At 39.1% G+C, this 19,727-nt stretch carries 25 protein-coding genes; 23 read left to right on the top strand and 2 right to left on the bottom strand.

Features of this window, described 5'->3' with window-relative positions:
* Positions 1-23 precede the first annotated feature (23 nt).
* The 4 genes from tuaF (at position 24) to C6344_RS11955 (ending at position 3,899) form a co-directional block, all read left to right on the top strand.
* A complete protein-coding gene (tuaF, locus tag C6344_RS11970; RefSeq protein ID WP_060597405.1) occupies positions 24-701 on the top strand; it encodes a teichuronic acid biosynthesis protein TuaF in 678 nt (225 codons plus the stop codon).
* Positions 702-725: 24 nt separating this feature from the next.
* A complete protein-coding gene (gene tuaG / locus C6344_RS11965) occupies positions 726-1,481 on the top strand; it encodes a teichuronic acid biosynthesis protein TuaG (protein WP_060597403.1) in 756 nt (251 codons plus the stop codon).
* Positions 1,482-1,500: 19 nt separating this feature from the next.
* Complete coding sequence (tuaH, locus tag C6344_RS11960) at positions 1,501-2,697, top strand: teichuronic acid biosynthesis protein TuaH (RefSeq protein WP_066031804.1); 1,197 nt, start codon at positions 1,501-1,503, stop codon at positions 2,695-2,697.
* A 134-nt stretch (positions 2,698-2,831) separates the two neighbouring features.
* Complete coding sequence (locus C6344_RS11955) at positions 2,832-3,899, top strand: glycosyltransferase family 4 protein (RefSeq protein WP_034660156.1); 1,068 nt, start codon at positions 2,832-2,834, stop codon at positions 3,897-3,899.
* A gap of 35 nt (positions 3,900-3,934) precedes the next feature.
* Here the strand turns inward: C6344_RS11955 and C6344_RS11950 are convergent, their stop codons facing one another.
* Positions 3,935-5,026, bottom strand: a complete 1,092-nt coding sequence (locus tag C6344_RS11950) for an LCP family protein (RefSeq protein WP_060597401.1) — start codon at positions 5,024-5,026, stop codon at positions 3,935-3,937.
* Entirely contained in the window at positions 5,011-5,679 is a 669-nt protein-coding gene (locus tag C6344_RS11945; protein WP_012011434.1) for a YigZ family protein, read from the bottom strand. The genes C6344_RS11950 and C6344_RS11945 overlap by 16 nt, the downstream gene beginning before the upstream one ends.
* Positions 5,680-5,900: 221 nt before the next feature.
* Between C6344_RS11945 and degS the strand changes: the two genes are divergently transcribed.
* The 19 genes from degS (at position 5,901) to C6344_RS11850 (ending at position 19,702) form a co-directional block, all read left to right on the top strand.
* Positions 5,901-7,076 carry a two-component sensor histidine kinase DegS gene (degS, locus tag C6344_RS11940; protein WP_003213166.1) on the top strand — a complete coding sequence of 392 codons (1,176 nt, stop codon included), beginning with the start codon at positions 5,901-5,903 and terminating at the stop codon, positions 7,074-7,076.
* Between the two features lie 64 nt (positions 7,077-7,140).
* Positions 7,141-7,830, top strand: coding sequence for a two-component system response regulator DegU (degU, locus tag C6344_RS11935; RefSeq protein WP_008348273.1), 690 nt, complete (start codon positions 7,141-7,143; stop codon positions 7,828-7,830).
* 217 nt (positions 7,831-8,047) lie between these two features.
* The gene (locus tag C6344_RS11930) at positions 8,048-8,890 is read left to right on the top strand and encodes a DegV family protein (RefSeq protein ID WP_034660152.1); all 843 of its coding nucleotides are present in this window, start codon (positions 8,048-8,050) and stop codon (positions 8,888-8,890) included.
* Between the two features lie 120 nt (positions 8,891-9,010).
* Entirely contained in the window at positions 9,011-10,390 is a 1,380-nt protein-coding gene (locus tag C6344_RS11925; protein ID WP_142393514.1) for an ATP-dependent helicase ComFA, read from the top strand.
* A gap of 66 nt (positions 10,391-10,456) precedes the next feature.
* Positions 10,457-10,750, top strand: coding sequence for a late competence protein ComFB (gene comFB / locus C6344_RS11920; protein ID WP_060597398.1), 294 nt, complete (start codon positions 10,457-10,459; stop codon positions 10,748-10,750).
* Positions 10,747-11,433 carry a ComFC family protein gene (locus C6344_RS18865; RefSeq protein WP_189288297.1) on the top strand — a complete coding sequence of 229 codons (687 nt, stop codon included), beginning with the start codon at positions 10,747-10,749 and terminating at the stop codon, positions 11,431-11,433. The genes comFB and C6344_RS18865 overlap by 4 nt, the downstream gene beginning before the upstream one ends.
* 56 nt (positions 11,434-11,489) lie before the next feature.
* On the top strand, positions 11,490-11,909 hold the full coding sequence (locus C6344_RS11910) for a TIGR03826 family flagellar region protein (protein ID WP_060597396.1): 420 nt from the start codon (positions 11,490-11,492) through the stop codon (positions 11,907-11,909).
* 79 nt (positions 11,910-11,988) lie between these two features.
* Complete coding sequence (flgM, locus tag C6344_RS11905; protein WP_003213252.1) at positions 11,989-12,252, top strand: flagellar biosynthesis anti-sigma factor FlgM; 264 nt, start codon at positions 11,989-11,991, stop codon at positions 12,250-12,252.
* An 18-nt stretch (positions 12,253-12,270) separates the two neighbouring features.
* Positions 12,271-12,753 (top strand): flagellar protein FlgN, encoded by a 483-nt coding sequence (locus C6344_RS11900; RefSeq protein WP_034660146.1) that lies wholly within the window; start codon positions 12,271-12,273, stop codon positions 12,751-12,753.
* 15 nt (positions 12,754-12,768) lie between these two features.
* The gene (flgK, locus tag C6344_RS11895) at positions 12,769-14,289 is read left to right on the top strand and encodes a flagellar hook-associated protein FlgK (RefSeq protein ID WP_060597394.1); all 1,521 of its coding nucleotides are present in this window, start codon (positions 12,769-12,771) and stop codon (positions 14,287-14,289) included.
* Between the two features lie 9 nt (positions 14,290-14,298).
* The gene (gene flgL / locus C6344_RS11890) at positions 14,299-15,210 is read left to right on the top strand and encodes a flagellar hook-associated protein FlgL (RefSeq protein ID WP_066031682.1); all 912 of its coding nucleotides are present in this window, start codon (positions 14,299-14,301) and stop codon (positions 15,208-15,210) included.
* Between the two features lie 48 nt (positions 15,211-15,258).
* Positions 15,259-15,837, top strand: a complete 579-nt coding sequence (locus C6344_RS11885) for a DUF6470 family protein (protein WP_034660143.1) — start codon at positions 15,259-15,261, stop codon at positions 15,835-15,837.
* A gap of 28 nt (positions 15,838-15,865) precedes the next feature.
* On the top strand, positions 15,866-16,300 hold the full coding sequence (gene fliW, locus C6344_RS11880; protein WP_034660142.1) for a flagellar assembly protein FliW: 435 nt from the start codon (positions 15,866-15,868) through the stop codon (positions 16,298-16,300).
* The gene (gene csrA / locus C6344_RS11875; protein ID WP_003212955.1) at positions 16,294-16,518 is read left to right on the top strand and encodes a carbon storage regulator CsrA; all 225 of its coding nucleotides are present in this window, start codon (positions 16,294-16,296) and stop codon (positions 16,516-16,518) included. Before fliW ends, csrA begins: the two co-directional genes overlap by 7 nt.
* A 153-nt stretch (positions 16,519-16,671) precedes the next feature.
* Positions 16,672-17,013 (top strand): flagellar protein FlaG, encoded by a 342-nt coding sequence (flaG, locus tag C6344_RS11870; RefSeq protein ID WP_060597391.1) that lies wholly within the window; start codon positions 16,672-16,674, stop codon positions 17,011-17,013.
* Positions 17,014-17,033: 20 nt separating this feature from the next.
* Positions 17,034-18,548, top strand: a complete 1,515-nt coding sequence (locus tag C6344_RS11865; protein WP_106048174.1) for a flagellar hook-associated protein 2 — start codon at positions 17,034-17,036, stop codon at positions 18,546-18,548.
* Positions 18,549-18,565: 17 nt separating this feature from the next.
* Complete coding sequence (gene fliS, locus C6344_RS11860) at positions 18,566-18,970, top strand: flagellar export chaperone FliS (protein WP_058013567.1); 405 nt, start codon at positions 18,566-18,568, stop codon at positions 18,968-18,970.
* On the top strand, positions 18,967-19,308 hold the full coding sequence (gene fliT, locus C6344_RS11855; RefSeq protein WP_066031684.1) for a flagella biosynthesis regulatory protein FliT: 342 nt from the start codon (positions 18,967-18,969) through the stop codon (positions 19,306-19,308). The genes fliS and fliT overlap by 4 nt, the downstream gene beginning before the upstream one ends.
* A gap of 13 nt (positions 19,309-19,321) precedes the next feature.
* Positions 19,322-19,702, top strand: coding sequence for a DUF8042 domain-containing protein (locus C6344_RS11850; RefSeq protein WP_034660137.1), 381 nt, complete (start codon positions 19,322-19,324; stop codon positions 19,700-19,702).
* The last annotated feature ends 25 nt before the right edge of the window (positions 19,703-19,727 follow it).

The raw sequence follows: 19,727 nt of genomic DNA, 5'->3' as shown, positions 1-19,727 counted from the left end.
ACGTCAATGTTGGGAGAATGAACATGTCTGGTTTCATATCTAGGATAGGGAAGCGAATCAAAAAGTACATCGTATGGCTCATCCTGCTGCCTGTCATATTAGGCGCCTTTGGTTTCTTTTTTGCTAAAGGAACTACGCAGCAGTCCAGTTACACAGCTGCTGTTACCCTCACTCTTGGTAAATATGATGATGGGGTGTATAACAATATGGCAGAAGTGACATCTCTATTAAAAAGCGATGCATTTCTAAATGAAGCACTCAGTGATGTCAAAGAAGAAGAAAGGCAGGATGTGAAAACCCGTCTCATCCTTACCAATCAATCAGATACACAATTACAGCTGTCTTTCACAGATGCCAATAAGGATCGCGCTTTGGCTGTCGTGAAGCAGGTGTCGGATACATTTCTTAAGCAAGACAAAGCATTATTTACAAAAAGGCAGCAGGTGATTGAAAGTAGATTAGCTGCTCTTGAAGACGAATCTGTCAGCAATGATTCCAAAGTCGATAAAGAACGATTCTTATATGAATTGGAGTCGACAAAGCTTGGAATGAAGCAGGCAAAGATTGTCGATCCTGCACAAGTACTTGATGAGGGCAATAAAGGCATGTCAGCCAAAAAACGTGCACTGCTTGGGCTTGTCATTGGCTTTAGCATCTCGCTCATGTTTGTGGTCTTACCCGAAGTGTTCAAAGAATCTTAATGATGAACTGGAGATGAGTCTTAGGTGAACAATCAACCGTTAGTATCCATCATTACACCGGCGTATAATGCGGAACGTTATTTAACGGATACAGTTCATTCCGTCCTTGCCCAAACCTATTCCAATTGGGAGCTGATCATTGCAGATGATTGTTCTACAGATGGAACGAGAAAGCTATTAGGGGATTTAAGTCAAGCGGACGACAGAATCAACGTCATTTATTTAGAGGAAAATGGGGGAGCTGCCATTGCTAGAAACGCAGCCATCAACCAGGCAAAAGGGCGCTTTATTGCTTTTTTAGATAGCGATGATAAGTGGAAAGAGACGAAGCTTGAAAAACAGGTAGACTTCATGCTGACAAATGATTATGCCTTTACATTTACGGCATATGACATCATTGCAGAAAATGGAGAACCGTTAGAAAAAACCGTCACTGCGCCAGCGAGATTAGATTATAATGAAGCCTTGAAAAATACCATTATCGGCTGTTTAACGGTCATGCTTGATCTTCAAAAGGTAGGACATGTGGAAATGCCGAACATTCGCACAAGGCAGGATTTAGCTACATGGCTGTCTATATTAAAAAGAGGATTTACAGCCTATGGTATGAGCGAACCGCTCAGTGAATATCGCATCGTTGGAAACTCCATCTCTAGCAACAAGTGGAAAGCAGCGAAAAAAACGTGGTTTGTCTACAGAGAAATTGAGCAGCTTCATTTTGTCAAAGCGTCCTGGTGTTTTATGCACTATGCGACAAATGCTGTGAAGAAGCGCTTATAAACAGAAGGGAAAAAAGGTGATAAAGGTGAAAGCAGACTCGATCATACATGTTGTCGTAGCGACGGGAGAATGGGGACAGGACGGACTGAGGTACAGACGGCATCGGTTGGCCGAATTTTTAGCATCTGATCCGGAAACGAAAGAGGTCATCTGGGTATGCCCGTCATCATCTCGTCATACAGCTCCCTTTCAGCCCATAACAGATCGAATGAAGCAATTGGCCATTCCTGATGTGCTCAAGAGTAAATTATTTCGCTTTGGCCGATATCAAGACATGTTCTATATTCATAAATTGTCCCCTCTTCTTGAGCATTTGCGGATGGAGGAAAAGAAGGGGATTGCTGTTTGTTTATGGTATACGTTTCCGGGCTTTCCGCTCTTATCTTCCTTATTTGAATGGAAACACATTGTCTATGATTGCAGTGACCTGTGGGGAGAGCCGATAAGCGGCAAACACAACATTCTTTCTTATATGAGGCAGCGTGTCATTGTCAAAGCAGAAAATCGAATCATTAAATACGCACACAGCATTACATGCTCTTCTCAATATTTACACGATCAAATCAAAAAACGTCTTATGGGAGAACCGAAAGATGTGTTTACTGTGGAAAATGGCGTCGAGTACGATGTATTTGCGAAAAGCAATCTTCCGTGTAAAGAAGATGTGCTGGAAGGAAGAGAAGGAACCGTGCTTGGTTTTATCGGAGGAATCAAGCCAAAGCTCGATTTTGACATGATGGCTGAAGCTGCTCGCATGCGGCCTGATTGGACATTTTTATTTGTCGGTCCGGATGGAACGAATGGAGATCCATCTTTTCAGCATGCACTCAAACTGCCAAATGTGATTTGGACAGGAGCTGTTGCACCAGAAGAAGTACCTGCTTATATGAAGCTGATTGATGTAGGCATGATGCCATACAAACAATCCCCTTACAATCAAGCGGTGTTCCCTCTCAAGCTTTATGAATTTTTAGCAGCTGGAATACCGGTTGTCGGTTTAAATCTCCCGTCAACGGAAAGGCTAAAAGAGAAGGATGTGTATGAATATTTAGAGGGCGATGATCCTGCGCTCTTCGTAGAAGCCTGCCTGAAAGTGATCAGCAAAAAAGACGACACGACCTATAGACATCTAAGACAAAGCCGTGCAATGAAAAAAGATTGGCACGCGCTGTTCACAAACATGGTGGAACTAACGAATATTAAAGAAAACGCATAATTCATTCGGGATTGTGCGTTTTTATTTGTTTCTTCTTCACCGGGGGAGCTTGTGATCATCCTCTATTCAATTGTATAATGGAAAGAGCGGCCAATATACAAAATACAGATTTCAATTTAGAAGGAGACTGACCTATGGATTACGAACGCGCCTTATTAGCGTTTTTTGTCTCTCTGGCTACAGTTTTAATTGTGACACCAATCGTCAAAAAGTTTGCAATTAAGATTGGTGCAGTGGACCAGCCGAATAAACGAAAAGTTCATGATAAAGTAATGCCTCGAATGGGTGGTTTGGCAATTTTTATTGGGGTAGCGGCTGGAGCATTAGCAGGCGGGCTGTTTCTACATAATAAAATTACAGCAATTTCAGTTGGTGCCGTACTCATCGTCATTTTAGGTATATTTGATGATAAATATAATTTAAGTGCAAAATTTAAATTTCTCGTACAAGTTCTTGTTGCTTGTTTGATTGTGAGCACAGGCTTAAAAATGGATTTTTTCTCTGTTCCTTTTTTAACAGATCGAATTGAGTTAGGCTGGATGGCATATCCCCTCACCGTGCTATGGATTGTCGGCATCACAAATGCCATTAATTTAATTGACGGTCTTGATGGACTAGCTGCCGGTATTTCTGTCATCGGTTTATCAACGATTGCAGTGATGGCATTCTCTGCTGATAAGATTCTGATTCTTTCTTTATCTCTTGTCGTCATTGGCAGTACGATCGGCTTTCTCTTTTACAACTTTCATCCAGCGAAGATTTTTATGGGGGATACTGGTTCGCTATTTTTAGGGTATATGATCTCGGTGCTGTCACTTTTAGGATTATACAAAAGTGTCACTTTGTTTAGTGTTGTTGTTCCTGTGATCATTCTAGGTGTTCCTATATTTGATACGACCTTTGCAATCATTAGACGCATATTAAACAAACAGCCGATTTCAGCGCCGGACAAATCCCATATTCATCATAGACTAATGGCCTTTGGCTTGTCCCATCGCATGGCGGTTATCGTGATTTACATGATTGGCTTAGTCTTTAGCTTAAGTGCGATTTTGCTGACAAGCGCCACCATTTGGTTATCGCTCATCATTATCTTTTTACTGGTAATGTTTATGCAAGTGATTGCGGAAGTCACGGGTTTGGTCAACGAAGAGTTCAAACCATTTACGAAATTCTATAAACGAATGGTGAAAAGACAATAAAAAACAGCCCGTTCCTAGGAACTGGGCTGTTTTTATTATTGTCCTGGTGTGCTGGTCGAAGGATTAGTTGTATCACTTGACCCTGTTTCACCAGAGGGTGGATTGGTTTGTGAATCTGTTTCACTCGAGGATTCAGCAGGAAGCTTTAAATGCGTCCGTAATTCATTTTGTACGTTAGCTAGATTGGTTTGATCTGGCTCAAAGTAATACGTTCGATTTGGTCCTAAATAAAGGTCTGTTCCTTTAATAGAAAGTGTTTCTGTGTCGTTTCCTTTAAATCCGCTGTAGATTTGCTGAAGCGCAAGACCTTCTGTGATACGGAAGTTGGTTGTAATGTGATCACTTACTTCTTTAGCGATATTATCGACGTTCGCAATGTTATTTGCCTTCGACATTTGATCAATCATTGCGCGTAAAATTTGTTTCTGACGATCATTACGTCCGAAATCACCGCGTGGATCTTGTTTTCTCATCCGCGCGTAAGCAAGTGCTTCTTCCCCGTTTAAATGCATATTGCCTTTTTTGAAGTAAATCTTTTTCGATTTTTTCACATCACTTTTTTCATTGAAGTCAAATGGAACATCGATATCAATTCCGCCGACTTCATCAATAACATCCTTGAATCCGTCAAAATCAACGGTTGCATATTTATCAATCGGAATATGCAAGAATTGTTCGACAGTTTCAATCGTCTCGTCTTTTCCACCTTTAGCAAATGCTGCATTGATCTTTTCTTTATTTCCTGTCGTGTCACTTGCAAGCTGTACGCGTGTGTCACGAGGGATACTAACCATTTTCATCGTTTTGTCTTGAGGGTTAATCGTTGCGACAATGAGTGAATCTGAACGGCCATGATCACCATCTGTGGCATAATCCTCAATTCCGACAAATAGTACAGAGAAAGGTTTCTTCTTAATATCAATGACCGCATCACGAAGCTTCGATTTCTCTCCTCGGTCTAGCTCATCATATGTTTTGTCAGCAGCCTGAAGTGTATTGACTATTTTATATACTGCAAATCCGCCCATGCAGATGATAAGAAGTAAAAATAAGACCAGGATACGTTTGAAAATTTTCTTCTTCTTACTCTTTTTCTTTCGTACACGCACTCTTACTCGTTGTGCCATTCATCTGTCTCCTTTATCGGACCAATGTCCTTTTCTAAATAAATCAGTTCGCCTTCTTTTGTAACACTCTTTCCATTTGTCAGCTCAGTCATCCATTCAATGAACTGCTCTGTTTGTGTTTCTTCTACATACGTCTCAAAAATAACATCTTCTGCATAATGAATTTCTTTTAGCTGAAAAGATGAGGCTCTAAGCTCATTCTCTACCTTTCCAAGCCATGTATAATCTATTGTTGTGTGCATCGTACGCATTAAACAGCGTTCTACCATACCAACATGGTTGATGGCTTCTGATACAGATTTTCCGTAGGCACGAATCAATCCACCGGCGCCTAGCTTAATACCGCCGAAATAACGAGTGACCACTACGACTGTATCTTTCAGCTTCCGTTTTTTTAACACTTCAAGCATTGGCACACCTGCTGTACCGCTTGGTTCACCATCATCATTCGCTTTTTGAATCAGGTCATGTTCTCCAATGAGATAGGCAGAACAATTATGTGTGGCATTCCAATGTTGTTTTTTAATGGATTGTATAAATGCTTGTGCTTCTTCTTCTGAGACAGCACGCTGTATATGACAAATAAAACGTGATTTTTCAATGACGATCTCATGCTCGCCACGACTTTTTACTGTAAGATAGCGATTCAGCAAAAGACTTACCCTCCTGACAAGCAAATTGTAAGACTAGAGAAAATTTGCATTGATTTTAGAATTTTACAGCGTATTTTGTTATGATGATAGGGGCGGAAAAAGGGTCGTCATAAAAACTTCATGATTTATACGCATTCTTTCATTATAATTCGACATAAAATGCAGATCAATGACATTTATAATAAAAAAAGATGACATCACTGTTACGGGAGGGAAAAGCCATGACAACACCTAAAATGGATCCGAAATTATTGGATTCAATCATCATGAAAATGCTAAGTACAGTTGATGGCAGCAAGGACGAAGTATTTAGGATAGGCGAACAGTCCCGTCAACAATATGAAAGCCTAGTAGAAGAGCTGAAGCAAATCAAGCAGCAAGTAAACGAAGTAATTGATTTTGGGGATAAACTCGAAGTCCATACGAGACATGCTAGAAATCGCTTATCTGAGGTCAGCAGAAACTTCAACAAATTTAGCGAAGAAGAAATACGGGAGGCCTACGAAAAAGCACATAATCTACAAGTGGAACTCACCATGATCCAGCAGCGCGAAAAGCAGCTGAGAGAAAGAAGAGACGATCTGGAAAGACGATTGTTAAGCCTGCAAGACGTCATTGAACGCTCTGAAACGCTTGTGAGTCAGATCACAGTTGTTCTCAACTATCTCAATCAGGACTTACGCCAAGTTGGCGTGTTACTTGAAGATGCTCAGGCAAAACAAGATTTTGGACTAAGAATTATTGAAGCCCAAGAAGAAGAACGCAAAAGGGTGTCCCGGGAAATTCATGACGGTCCGGCCCAGATGCTGGCAAACGTGATGATGCGTTCCGAATTAATTGAACGGATTTTCAGAGACCGTGGGACAGAAGAAGGCTTTAAAGAAATTAGAAGTCTCAGACAGAATGTGCGAAATGCTCTGTACGAAGTGAGAAGAATCATTTATGATTTAAGACCAATGGCTTTAGATGATTTGGGTCTCATTCCGACGCTAAGAAAATATTTAAACACAATCGAAGAGTATGATGGAAAAACCAAGATTACGTTCCAATGCCTAGGGGATACAGAAAGCGAAAGAATTGCTTCTCAATTTGAAGTGGCACTGTTTAGACTAGCCCAAGAAGCTGTCACAAATTCACTAAAGCATTCCGAAGCTGAAGAAATCTCTGTAAAAGTAGAAGTGACGAAAGACTTTGTCACGTTAATTATCAAAGACGATGGAAAAGGCTTTGATATGAAAGATGTGAAAACAAACAAAAACAAATCCTTCGGTTTACTTGGCATGAAAGAACGCGTAGACTTACTGGAAGGTAAAATGACCATAGACTCAAAAATAGGTCTAGGGACATTCATCATGATTCGCGTGCCATTAACATTGCAAAATAAAATTGTAAAATAGAGACAAAAGACATATTGACCATAAAGTTCAGGTGTAGAACAATAAACATGGGGAGGCGTAGCTTGTGACTAAAGTAAATATTGTAATTATTGATGATCACCAATTATTCCGTGAAGGTGTCAAACGGATTTTAGATTTTGAACCTACTTTTGAAGTAGTTGCAGAAGGAGACGACGGTGACGAAGCTGCACGTATCGTAGAACACTATCATCCGGATGTTGTCATTATGGACATTAATATGCCGAATGTAAATGGTGTAGAGGCTACAAAGCAGCTAGTTGAGCTTTATCCCGAATCAAAAGTCATTATTCTATCTATTCATGACGATGAAAACTATGTGACACATGCATTGAAAACAGGGGCAAGAGGCTACCTGTTAAAAGAAATGGATGCAGACACGCTCATTGAAGCAGTGAAAGTCGTAGCTGACGGAGGATCTTATTTACATCCGAAAGTTACTCATAACTTAGTAAATGAATTCCGACGCCTAGCGACTAGTGGCGTTTCAGCACATCCGCAGCACGAGGTATATCCTGAAATTCGCAGACCACTTCATATCTTAACGAGACGTGAGTGCGAAGTTCTTCAAATGTTAGCTGACGGAAAGAGCAATAGAGGAATTGGTGAGTCGCTCTTTATTAGTGAGAAAACAGTCAAAAACCACGTGAGTAACATTTTACAAAAAATGAATGTAAACGACCGTACACAAGCTGTTGTTGTAGCAATTAAAAACGGCTGGGTAGAAATGAGATAATGTTCCGGACAAGTACTCCTTTTTCGCCTGTTTTTGGTTCTCTCACATGTTAATTGGAGAGAAATGATAGGTAGATAAGGAGTCTTTTTCGGATATAACGGGCTTGCCTATTGATTAGGCAGGCTTTTTTGATTACTATTATAAATCTAATGAATAACAATGATCATTCTTTGAAAATAAAAAAGAGCAACTTAACGGATAAGGAAGGTATTTAAGAATGAAAATAGCCGTTGTAACAGACAGTACTGCTTATATACCACAAGAACTGCGTGATAAACATCATATTCATATGATCCCTCTTAATGTCATTTTTGGCAACGAATCATACCGTGAAGAAATAGAAATGGATTGGAAGACATATTATGAAGAAGTCAAAAAGCATAAAGACCTTCCAACCACCTCTCAGCCTGCTTTCGGTGAGTTAATAGAATTATATGAAAAACTAAGTGAAACATACGATGCCGTGATTAGTATTCACCTTTCAAGCGGAATTAGTGGAACATATAATAGTGCAGCCTCAGCAAATGACCTAGTTGACGGGATTGATATTTATCCGTTTGATACAGAAACTAGCTGTATGGCGCAAGGTTTTTATGCGATAGAAGCTGCTGAAAAAATCCAAGGTGGTGCTTCTCTAGAAGAAGTGTTAGCCCATCTCAATTATCTGAAAGAGAATCAGAGAGCTTATTTTATGGTAGACGATTTAACTCATTTACAAAGAGGCGGCAGATTAAATGGTGCTCAGGCTTTTATTGGGAGCCTCTTAAAGGTAAAGCCTATACTGCATTTTGACAACAAGCTAATTGTCCCTTTTGAGAAGATTCGTACACGGAAAAAAGCCATTTCACGTATTTTTGAATTATTTGACGAAGATGCATCACGTGGTGTCCCGATGAGAGCAACACTGATACATGGTAATAGAGAAGAAGAAGCAGACGACTTAATTGCGCACTTATCAGAAAAGTATCCTCATGTTGAATTTTATAAAAGCTACTTTGGTGCCGTGATTGGCACTCATCTAGGCGAAGGCTCTATAGCTCTTGGCTGGGTGATTAGATAAATCTTAAAAAACCTCTTTTCTAATAGAAAAGGGGTTTTGTTTTTCTATTTTAGCTGTTGGACGAAAGGTCATGTCTTTGCGCATAATAGGCAAACATCAGTTGAAAGGTGTTTGGTGAAATTGAACATGGACAAAGCAATGGAACTAAGGCAGCAACTGCAGTCACGCCACCTGCTTACCGCTGAAACAAGATGCTCACAGTCCGATTTGGATTGGCTGGAGGAGAAAGGGTTAGTCATCCGAACACCTGCTATTGAGAGGAAAGCAAATGGTCTTACTTGCTGTAGATGTGGTGTATCAAAAAAGCGGTACTTTGCCCACACTCCGTGTGACATGTGTCAAAAAGATTGTGTGTACTGTAGATCATGCATCATGATGGGGAAAACAACGGAATGTGGCTTTCTTTATGAATGGACGGGTCCACAAATGGAAGAAACATGTCATACGGAATTAACATGGCAGGGAAACCTGTCTAAAGGACAAAAAAGGGCGTCAGAAAAATTGATCGAAGCGATAAAAAACAAATTTGATCTACTCATTTGGGCAGTTTGCGGGGCAGGGAAAACAGAGGTGCTTTTTCACGGAATTGAATATGCCTTACATCAAGGAATGAGCGTCTGCATTGCGACACCTAGAACAGATGTTGTCCTTGAACTAGAGCCGCGGCTTAAAAAAGCATTTCAAGGAATGAAAATAGCTGTTCTTTATGGAGGAAGTCCTCAAAGGTTCCAAATAGCACCGCTAGTGATCGCCACAACTCATCAGTTGATGAGATACAAACTTGCATTTGATGTGCTTATTATAGATGAAGTCGACGCCTTTCCTTATTCAATCGATGAACGTCTCCAATTTGCTGTTTTAAAGGCAATGAGAAAGAAAGGGGTTAGGGTTTATTTAAGTGCGACGCCCTCTAAGAAAATGAAAAGAGATGTATCTCGTGGACAACTAGAAGCCATAAAAATTCCTCTGCGCTTTCACCAACAACCGTTACCTGTCCCGTCCTTTCAATGGATTGGACATTGGAAGAAGAAATTAAAAAAGAACCAGCTCCCACCTAAAGTAATGAATTGGATGCAGAAACATATCACAAAGAAGAGAAGGATTTTACTTTTTGTTCCTTCTATTTCGACCATGAAGAAGATAACGAAGGTCCTTAGAGAACACCGCTTAAATGTGGAGGGGGTGTCTGCTGATGATCCAGACAGGAAACAAAAGGTCCAGCACTTCAGAGATTATAAATACGATGTACTAGTTACAACCACCATTCTAGAAAGAGGCGTTACCATTCCAAATGTTCAAGTGGGGGTACTAGGTGCGGAATCTACTATCTTTACAGAGAGTGCACTTGTTCAGATTTCTGGTAGAGCAGGTAGACATCCCGATTTTTTTAAAGGAGATGTTATCTTTTTTCATTTTGGTTTAACGAGAAGTATGAAACAAGCAAAGAAGCATATCGTAAAAATGAATGATACAGCTGCAAAAGAGTTTTCTGAAAAATAATGTGGGTCCAACTAAATTTCATGGTACATTTATATTCACAATACACAAATGGCAGGAGAGACAAATATGCTACTCAATGCAAAAGAAATACTACTCAAGGAAATCCTCTATCAATATCTCAACCAATTAAACATGATTTGTCACTGTGAAAAGTGTATAGAAGATGTATTAGCGATTTCACTAAATCAAGTGAAGCCTCAGTATATAACAGATATCGATAAAATATCTTACAGTAAATCCGAGATGGTGGATAAACAGAAGAATACGGCCATGCTGGTCATTCTGACAGAAGCTGCTTCAAAGGTCACCACATTTCCAAGATGCGAAAATCGTCTGCCGATAAATAAGGATAACAATTGATCTGCCTAATTTGTGAGGGGCATTTTGTCGCTGCTTTTACATGGAAATCATTACTTCTATTAAATGATGATCATCTATGTATAGCATGTAAGCATCACCTAGAAAAAATTCAACGCCCGATTTGTCCAGCTTGTGGGAGAGCACAGTCGAATGATCAATTATGTCAAGACTGTTCCAGGTGGAAAGAACGCCCTGATTCTACTACAGTACTTGTGAAAAATAGGTCTGTTTATGCTTACAACGATTTGATGAAAGATGTCCTTTCCCGCTTTAAATTTCGAGGTGATACAGCTTTAGCTGAGCTTTTTAAACAAGATGTCCAAGCAGTATTTAAGCGCTCCTTTTCAATTAAAGAACCTGTGCTGATCCCGATTCCTTTAAGTAAAGAAAGGCTAAAGGAAAGAGGGTTTAATCAGTCAGTCATACTTGCTTCCTTGATTGGTCAGCCGATCCTGCAGCCGCTTGTGAAAATACATCAAAGCAAGCAGTCTAAGAAAAAGAAAAATGAACGTTTAGATCAAAAAAGAATGTTTCAAATCAAGCAGACAGATGCGATCGTTCAAAGGGATGTTATCTTAATTGACGACATCTATACAACGGGGGCCACCATTTATGATGCGGCAAGAATTTTAAAAGAAGCAGGTGCCAAAAGTGTTTCCTCTTTTACGTTGATCCGTAGTTAAAATTCAGGATAATTAACCGATAATAAGAAGAGAAAATAACGTAAGGGGTTTTGGTTATGAATCAATTGGCAAACTGTCCACAATGTAATCAGCTATTTTTAAAAACCACCATCCAAACGGTTTGTAACAAATGCTTCGAAGAAGAAGAACGTTCTTTTGATATCGTTTATAAATTCTTGCGAAAGCAAAGTAATAGACAATCAACCATTGCTGAAATAGTAGATGCAACAGAAGTTGCTGAAGAATTAATCTTGAAATTTATCCGTTTGAAAAGACTTCAAATTAGTCAATTTCCGAATATCAACTATCCTTGTGAAAGATGTGGCCAACCGATCAGAAAAAACAAGCTGTGCAGCCAATGTGAACAGGATATTCATTCGCAAATGAGTCAAATGAATCAAGAAGAAGAGCGTAAAAGGGAGATTGAATCTAGGAAAAAAGACACCTATTATGCCATTAATCCTAAAAACGATTGATTCCCTAAACTAAGTTGCAGTTTGGTCGATAAAATGGATAGAATCAAGACAGACTGTAACGGAAAGCGAGAGGAATCCCGTGAAAATTAATCGATATGGAACACAACCAGTAAATCCTTACAAGAAAACATATGAGAAACAAACGTTGCAATCAAATCAAGCAAAATCAACTGATAAAGTCGAAATTTCTAAAAAGGCAATCGAAATGCAAAAGGTGCCGAATATCATGAAAGAACGCCAAGATAAAATAGACCAAATTAAAAAAAGCATTGAAGCCGGAACATATCAAGTAGATACAAAAGGCATTGCTGATAAAATGCTGAATTTTTATAAACAACAATAACAAAAGGGAGTAGCGTGAATGTCAGTTAAAATAATCATTGAAGAGCTGCATCGTCTCTATGGATTGCATGAACAGCTTTTGAAGCTGTCGAAGGATAAAACAGAAATGCTGAAAAGCAATGAGATTGATGCTCTTTCAGAGGTTCTGAATTTAGAGCAAAAATATATTCAAGCCATTTCTCAATTAGAAGAAAAACGAATTGAAGCCACAGTTCAATTTTTACAAAGTGATGAACCGCCAACCATCACCGCGTGTATCGAAAAGGCTGAAGGTTCGGATCAAGAAGAGCTCATTTCGTTATATGACAAATTAAATGACATCATGGTGGAACTGAAAGATGTAAATGAACTGAACAAACAGCTCATTCAGCAGTCGCTTCAATTTATTTCACTGACATTCGATCTCGTTAACCCTAATAAAGAAAATATGAATTACGGACAAAATGGTCTTGAGAGTTCAAAGCCTAAACAGCAGAGGGCTTTGTTTGATTCAAAGGCGTAAACAAGGAGGATACCAATGGGTTCTACATTCATGGGTCTAGAAACGGCAAAAAGAGGAATCACAGCCCAGCGTGCAGGGCTTTATGTCACATCAAACAACGTGTCCAATGCAAATACGGATGGCTACTCAAGACAAAGAGTTACCTTTAAAGCAGATAATCCTTATCCAGTCATTTCAGTTTATGACGGCAAGACGTATGGCCAAATGGGGACAGGAGTTCAAGTTGGAACCGTTGAAAGAATTCGAGACAGCTTTTTAGATCTGCAATTCAGAGATCATAACAATAACTTGTCTTACTACTCAACAAAATCTGATGCCCTTTCGCAAATGGAGGGAGTTATGAATGATTTGACGGATGAAGGCTTAAACAGAGCTTTTGATAACCTTTGGAAATCATTACAGGTCCTATCCGAAACAAAAAATGCCGATACAGCGTCTGCGCGTACAGTTGTTAAAACAAGTGCACAGGCTTTAGTAGATCAATTCCGTCTACTTAATTCGTCTTTAACAACGATACAAAAGAATTTAAAAACAGAACTCGATTCAACAGCCAAAAATGTGAACACGATTTTATCTCAAATAGATGAAGTGAACAAACAAATTGCAGCAGTTGAACCAAACGGGTATCTTCCAAATGATCTATATGATACGCGTGATGCGTTGGTAGATCAATTATCCTCACTTGTTGATATTAAAGTGAGCTATAATCCATCTGGCGGGAATGCACTCAAAATTGCTGAAGGAACTGTCAACATCGACATTATCGGTGCAAATGGACAATCTGCTGGAACGATTTTGAATGGCATTACGAGCGAAAAATCTGAACTGCAAATCTCCTATGATAACACAACGGGACTTGTTAACTCACTTCAATTCGGAACAACAACCATTGCAGCAGATCAGCTTCAAGTGAATGGTAAAGTAAAAGCACTTGTTGAGGCTTATGGTTACATGTCAAATGGTGCTGAAAAAGGCATGTATCCGGATATGCTTGCAGAGCTGGATGAAGTAGCACAAGTATTTATGGATACATTTAACGATGTGCATAAGCAGGGGTACACGTTAAATGGCACAAGTGGACAAGACTTCTTTGATATTGAGAATAACAATGAATTGAATAAAGGCTTAGCAGCTCGTATCAAAGTGAGTGATGTCATTTTAGCATCAACAGATAATATTGCAGCATCTCTCAATCAAACAAAAGGTGACGGTTCGAATGCTACAAAATTAGCAAATATACAAGACTTAAAGTTACCAATCGGCGGCAATACAACGACGATCCAGGATTACTACCAAAATGTCATTGCTGAGATGGGGATTCAAGGGAAAAAGAACATGACGCTAGAAAGCAGTTCAGCCGCTCTTGTCAATTCAGCCAATGAACGTAGAATGTCGACGAGTGCTGTTTCCATTGATGAAGAAATGACGAATATGATCCAATTTCAGCATGCATATAATGCAGCTGCGAGAGTTGTGACATTACAAGATGAAATATTGGATAAAGTAATAAACGGCATGGGTGTCGTAGGAAGGTAGGTATAGCTGATGCGAGTCACACAAGGTATGATTTCTCAAAACTCACTTCGTAATATTAGTAAAAGTTATGAAAAACTTTCTAAAATAAATGAGCAAGCACAAACAGGGAGACGTTTCACAAAAACGTCTGATGATCCCGTTGCAGCAGTAAAAAGCCTTCAATATAGCACAGCAATGTTTCGAAATGAACAATATCAAAAAAACTTAAATGAAGCACAAAACTGGATTGATACATCTGAAACAAGTGTCACTGAAATCATTGATATTATGTCAAATGTACGAGATAAAGTGCTTGATGCGGCTAACGGAACAAAGCAGCCAGAAGATTTAGCAGCTATCGGAGTGGAAATTGGCCAGATGAAGAAACAAATCATTGACGCAATGAACACTCAGATGTTAGGTAAATTCGTATTTAATGGAACGAATACAAATGTCAAACCAGTTGTCGAGAACGCAGATGGTACGTTTACGTTTAACTTTGAAAACTATACAGATGCAAATGCCGTTAAGTCGAACATTTCTGATGGTATCACTTTAAATGTGAACTCAAATCCAATTTCAGCGTTTGGTGGACAGTCTGCCAGCGGTCAAAATGTCATTGAAATGCTGACGGATTTAGAAAACTCATTGAAAAATGGAACGTTCGCAAATTCTGATGATGCGTTAGGAAGTATCGATCAGTTTAAAGAAGTGATGAGTGCTGAGCGCTCGGACCTAGGAGCCCGTTCAAATCGTGTTGACTTAGTAGGCAGTCGCTTGACTTCACAATTCGAAGTACTGAAAAATGCCAAATCAGATAATGAAGATGTAGAAAGTGAAAAAGCAATTATTGATCTTCTTCAACAAGAGGTTGTGAATAGAGCTGCTTTAGCAACGACGGCTAAAGTTATTCAGCCATCCCTTGTCGATTTCTTAAGATAATAAAAAGCATCCGTTGGGTGCTTTTTTGCATCATGGAGGTGTACCTATATGCAAATCCCTAGATTGTTAATGCAACAAACCTATGCAAAGCTGCAAATGTCGACAACTCCTTCTCGGCAAGAAGTAGAGCAGCCAAGAGCAGACCTTGAGATTCAGCAGCCCAGAGCCGTCATGAATATGACAAGGACACCGTCAAAATTAACAATAGATCAAACCGAAGCATTTGCCGATATGGATATCAAGTCGATTTTTAGACGATCTGAGGAATGGGCAGCTGAGGGGAAACGTGCTGTTGGAGAGGGAATGGGCCGAAGAGCGGAAGAAGGCAGTGAACTCATCAAGATCGAGAATGGTGGGAATGCAATTGCCGAGTTTGCCAAAATCAATGGCACCCCTCCAGCCAAACAATTCACCATTGGTGTGATCCCTTCATTCTTTAGTGTCAAAATTCACTATCAGCCATCTGAGCTTCAAATTGATGTGGAGCCTCAAAAAGCTATTATAGAGGCAACGCCTCATAAACCAATCGTTAACTACCAGCCAGGTAAGGTCAATATTGATATGTTACAATACCCAGATTTAAAAATAGAAGTTGACGAAACGGGCCAAAATGGTGATAAGGTATAGTTAAGAAAAATGAAAAAGGTCGTGAATTATGATCATTCAAACAAAATATCATGGTGAAATGACAATCAAAGAGGAGCAAATCATCAACTTCTCTAATGGAATACCAGGATTTCTAGATCAACAACAGTTTGTCATTTTACCTTTATCAGAAGAGTCTCCATTTTTAGTTCTTCAATCATTGAAAAACGCAGAGTTAGGCTTTATTGTCAGCAGTCCGTTTTTATTCTTCAATCAATATGAATTCGATCTAGACGAAACGGTCGTAGATATTCTAGAAGTAGAAGATGCCAATGATGTGGAAGTCATGGTGATCTTAACAATGGAATCTTCTATTGAAAAAACGACAGCCAATTTAAGAGCGCCTATTATTGTGAACCGGAAAAACATGAAAGCCAAGCAGGTGATTTTGCATGATTCAGCCTATCATACAAAACATTTGTTAGAGGTGGCATCCTCATGTTAGTTCTCTCGCGTAAATTAAACCAGTCGATTCAAATTGGCGATGATATTGAAGTCAAGATTATTTCAATCGAAGGCGATCAAGTGAAAATCGGGATTGAGGCTCCTAAGCACATTGATATTCATAGAAAAGAAGTGTACCTGTCTATTCAAGAAGAGAACAGTCGTGCTGCGAGTTTATCTGTAGATCTCCTCTCTCAATTATCCTCACAAAAAAAGTGAGGATTTTTTTATCTGATTCAGCTATCCTTCTCCACGTTTCTGTGTGGATGTTCACCATCTATATGAAACTTTAACAAATCGGTCCATCTATATTTAATTTGAAAATTCAAAGCCGATATAAAAGATAGATTAAAGCACAGGAGCTGAATAACTATGTCTGTTGGTAAGTTGACATCGCTAGAGCCAATTATCGATGCATTTCAAACCCGTGTTTCTAATAACCAGAATGACAATGTAAACTCTGATTTACAAGCAAATGGCAAGGTCGTTTCAAAAGAAGAAATTGAAAAAACGCTTCAAGGAGCAAACAAGCTGATTGAACCCACTCAATTTCATCTGCAATTTGAATTACATGAAAAACTCAATGAATATTATGTCAAAGTCGTAGATAACCAAACAGAAGAAGTCATTAGAGAAATTCCTTCCAAGGAATGGCTTGATTTCTATGCGGCAATGACAGAAATTGTCGGTTTATTTGTAGATAAAAGAATGTAAGTGAAGGGAGAACATAAAAAATGGTCAATCGAATTACTGGATTTTCAAATGTGTTTGATATTGATGAAATCGTATCAAAGCTAATGAAAACTGAGCAAGCACCACTTGATAAAATGACACGCCAGAAACAAACACTTGAATGGCAAAGAGACAGCTATCGCGAGGTGAACTCGAAAGTCAAAGAATTAGATGATTTGATCAACAGTTTAAACTTAACGCGTCCAAGTACATATGGCGCAAAAAAGGTGACAAGCTCAAATGAATCTGCTGTCACAGCAACTGGATCAACAAATGCTGCCTCTGGCTCAATCAATGTCACCCAATTAGCGACAGCTTCCGTCTTCAGATCATCTGGTACATCTGGATTTACACCAACAAATGGCACGTTTACATTCGAAGTGACGACACCAGATTCGACAAAACCGAAAACGGTGACGATCAATACTTCTGATACCGATACAATTGATGACATCGTGAAAAAGCTGAACAACTCGCAATTAGGTGTGACGGCTTACAAAGGACAGATCTTTGACGGATCAAACTATGTCGATACGGTCGCTCTCACTTCACGGACAACGGGAGAAGGTGTCAGTATTAAAGCAGCTGATGGTAATTCAGCTTCATTCTTCACTCAATTAGGCTTCCAAGTGGATGGAGATAACAAATTAGTTGCGACCACTCAAGGGCAAAAAGCACAATACGAGATTAATGGTCTGAAAATGGAAAATAACAACAATACATTTGAGCAAGCTGGTATTACGTACGAGCTTAAAGGGACAACCGATAAGCCTGTCAGCTTAAACGTTTCAACAGATGTCGATACAATCTTTGATAAAATTAAACAATTTGTTGATAAATACAATGAACTTGTTGAGCAGGTCAATGGCAAAGTCAATGAAAAAAGAAATAGGGACTATCATCCTTTAACAGCTGAAGAGAAAAAAGCAATGTCTGACAAAGAAGTGGAGCTATGGGAAACGACAGCGAAGTCTGGCTTGCTGAGAAGTGATTCCATTTTACGAGGTGGTGCCTCTAAAATAAGAAGTGATTTTTATGCTGATATTACGACAAGTGATGGGAATAGAATTCACATGACACAAATCGGAATTACCACTTCAGATAAATATAAAGATGGCGGAAAGCTTGTCATTGATGAACCGAAACTAAGAAAAGCCATTGAAGAAGACCCACAGAAGATCAGTCAAATATTTATGTCAGGTTCGCTAAATGTGGATTCAAAAGATAAAGATAAAGCGCAGCAGCAATATCAAGAACAAGGAATCATTCATCGTATCAAAAATTCCTTATCAGCCTTCACGAAGAGCATTCAAACTAAAGCTGGCAGCACAACAATGCAATTAAAGGAATACGGACTTGGTAAGGACCTTGATTCTTTAACAAAACGAATGGATACATTCCAAGATCGTTTAAAAATGGTTGAAACCCGCTACTACAAAAAGTTTAACGCCATGGATAGCGCGATTCAAAAGCTAAACAACCAATCTGGCTATCTTTCTCAACTGCTTGGACAATAATTGGAGGTTTATAACATATGGCAATACAGAACCCTTATGCCGCCTATCAGAAAAATTCTATTGAGACTGCAACACCTGCCGAGTTGACGCTTATGCTTTATGAAGGCTGCTTAAAGTTCATTAGACTAGCGAAGTATGCCATTCAAAAAGAGGATGCAGAAACGAGAAATGTGAACCTGAAAAAGGCTCAAAACATCATTCAAGAATTAAATGTTACCTTAAATCGTTCTTATGACGTATCAAAGAGTATGGCAAGTATGTATGATTACATTTATCGCAGACTGATTGAAGCCAATCTTCAAAATGACGAAGAGATGTTGAATGAAGTAGAGCAATACGTAACTGATTTTCGTGATGCATGGAAGGAAGTTATTCAAACCGATCGAAAAGGGCGCCACCACTCTATCGGGGGATCTCTATGAGTATTGTGGACCAGCTGTATGACCGAACATTAAAAATGGCAGCCGAAATAGCGGCAAATCCACAAAGTGACACCTTGGTTGAAGATTTTGATGCCTTTTTAATTGAGAGAGACGAATTAATGAGAGATATTCAGCATGAGCTGACGGATCAAGAAAAAGAGAAAATCAAAGAAATCATCCAAACAGATCAACAGATGGCGAAGCAATTAACTGTGATCCAAAATGGGATAAGAGCAGATATTCAAGCCATTCATAGAAAGAAAACAAAACAGCTGAATTATCAAAATCCATACCAGCCTATGACGAGTGACGGCGTATATTACGATAAACGGAAATAATTAGGTGAGACCTGTGGCGTATCGTTCAGATGACTATATTTTATTAACCACATATTATGAACTTCTATATACGATAGAAGAGAGTCTAAAATATTTAGATGAAATTGAGAAGGATTTTGCTAAAACTGAAGGGGATCGGATCTTTAATGATCTGATCCATGCCTTCTTTCATTTAGAGACAACACATCCCCTTCTGCTTTCAATTATAGAAAATGAGCACTTTGCCAAAACGATTCGTTCGTTTGATCAAATTTTTTTAAGTTTTGATATACTAGCTTTCTATACATTCCCTTCAATACACTTCCAATCATTCCTTACATCATATTTTATACCTGAATATAGAAAGTGGATGGATGAAATACATGCCTGTATGAGGCCGTATGTCATTCATTAATTTTTGTTCAATTCAGACCATTCGG

The organism is Bacillus sp. GBSW19 (assembly GCF_002998655.1).
Taxonomy (GTDB): domain Bacteria; phylum Bacillota; class Bacilli; order Bacillales; family Bacillaceae; genus Bacillus.
Note: the sequence above shows the minus strand (reverse complement) of the source record. Positions and strands in the feature narration are given on the sequence as shown.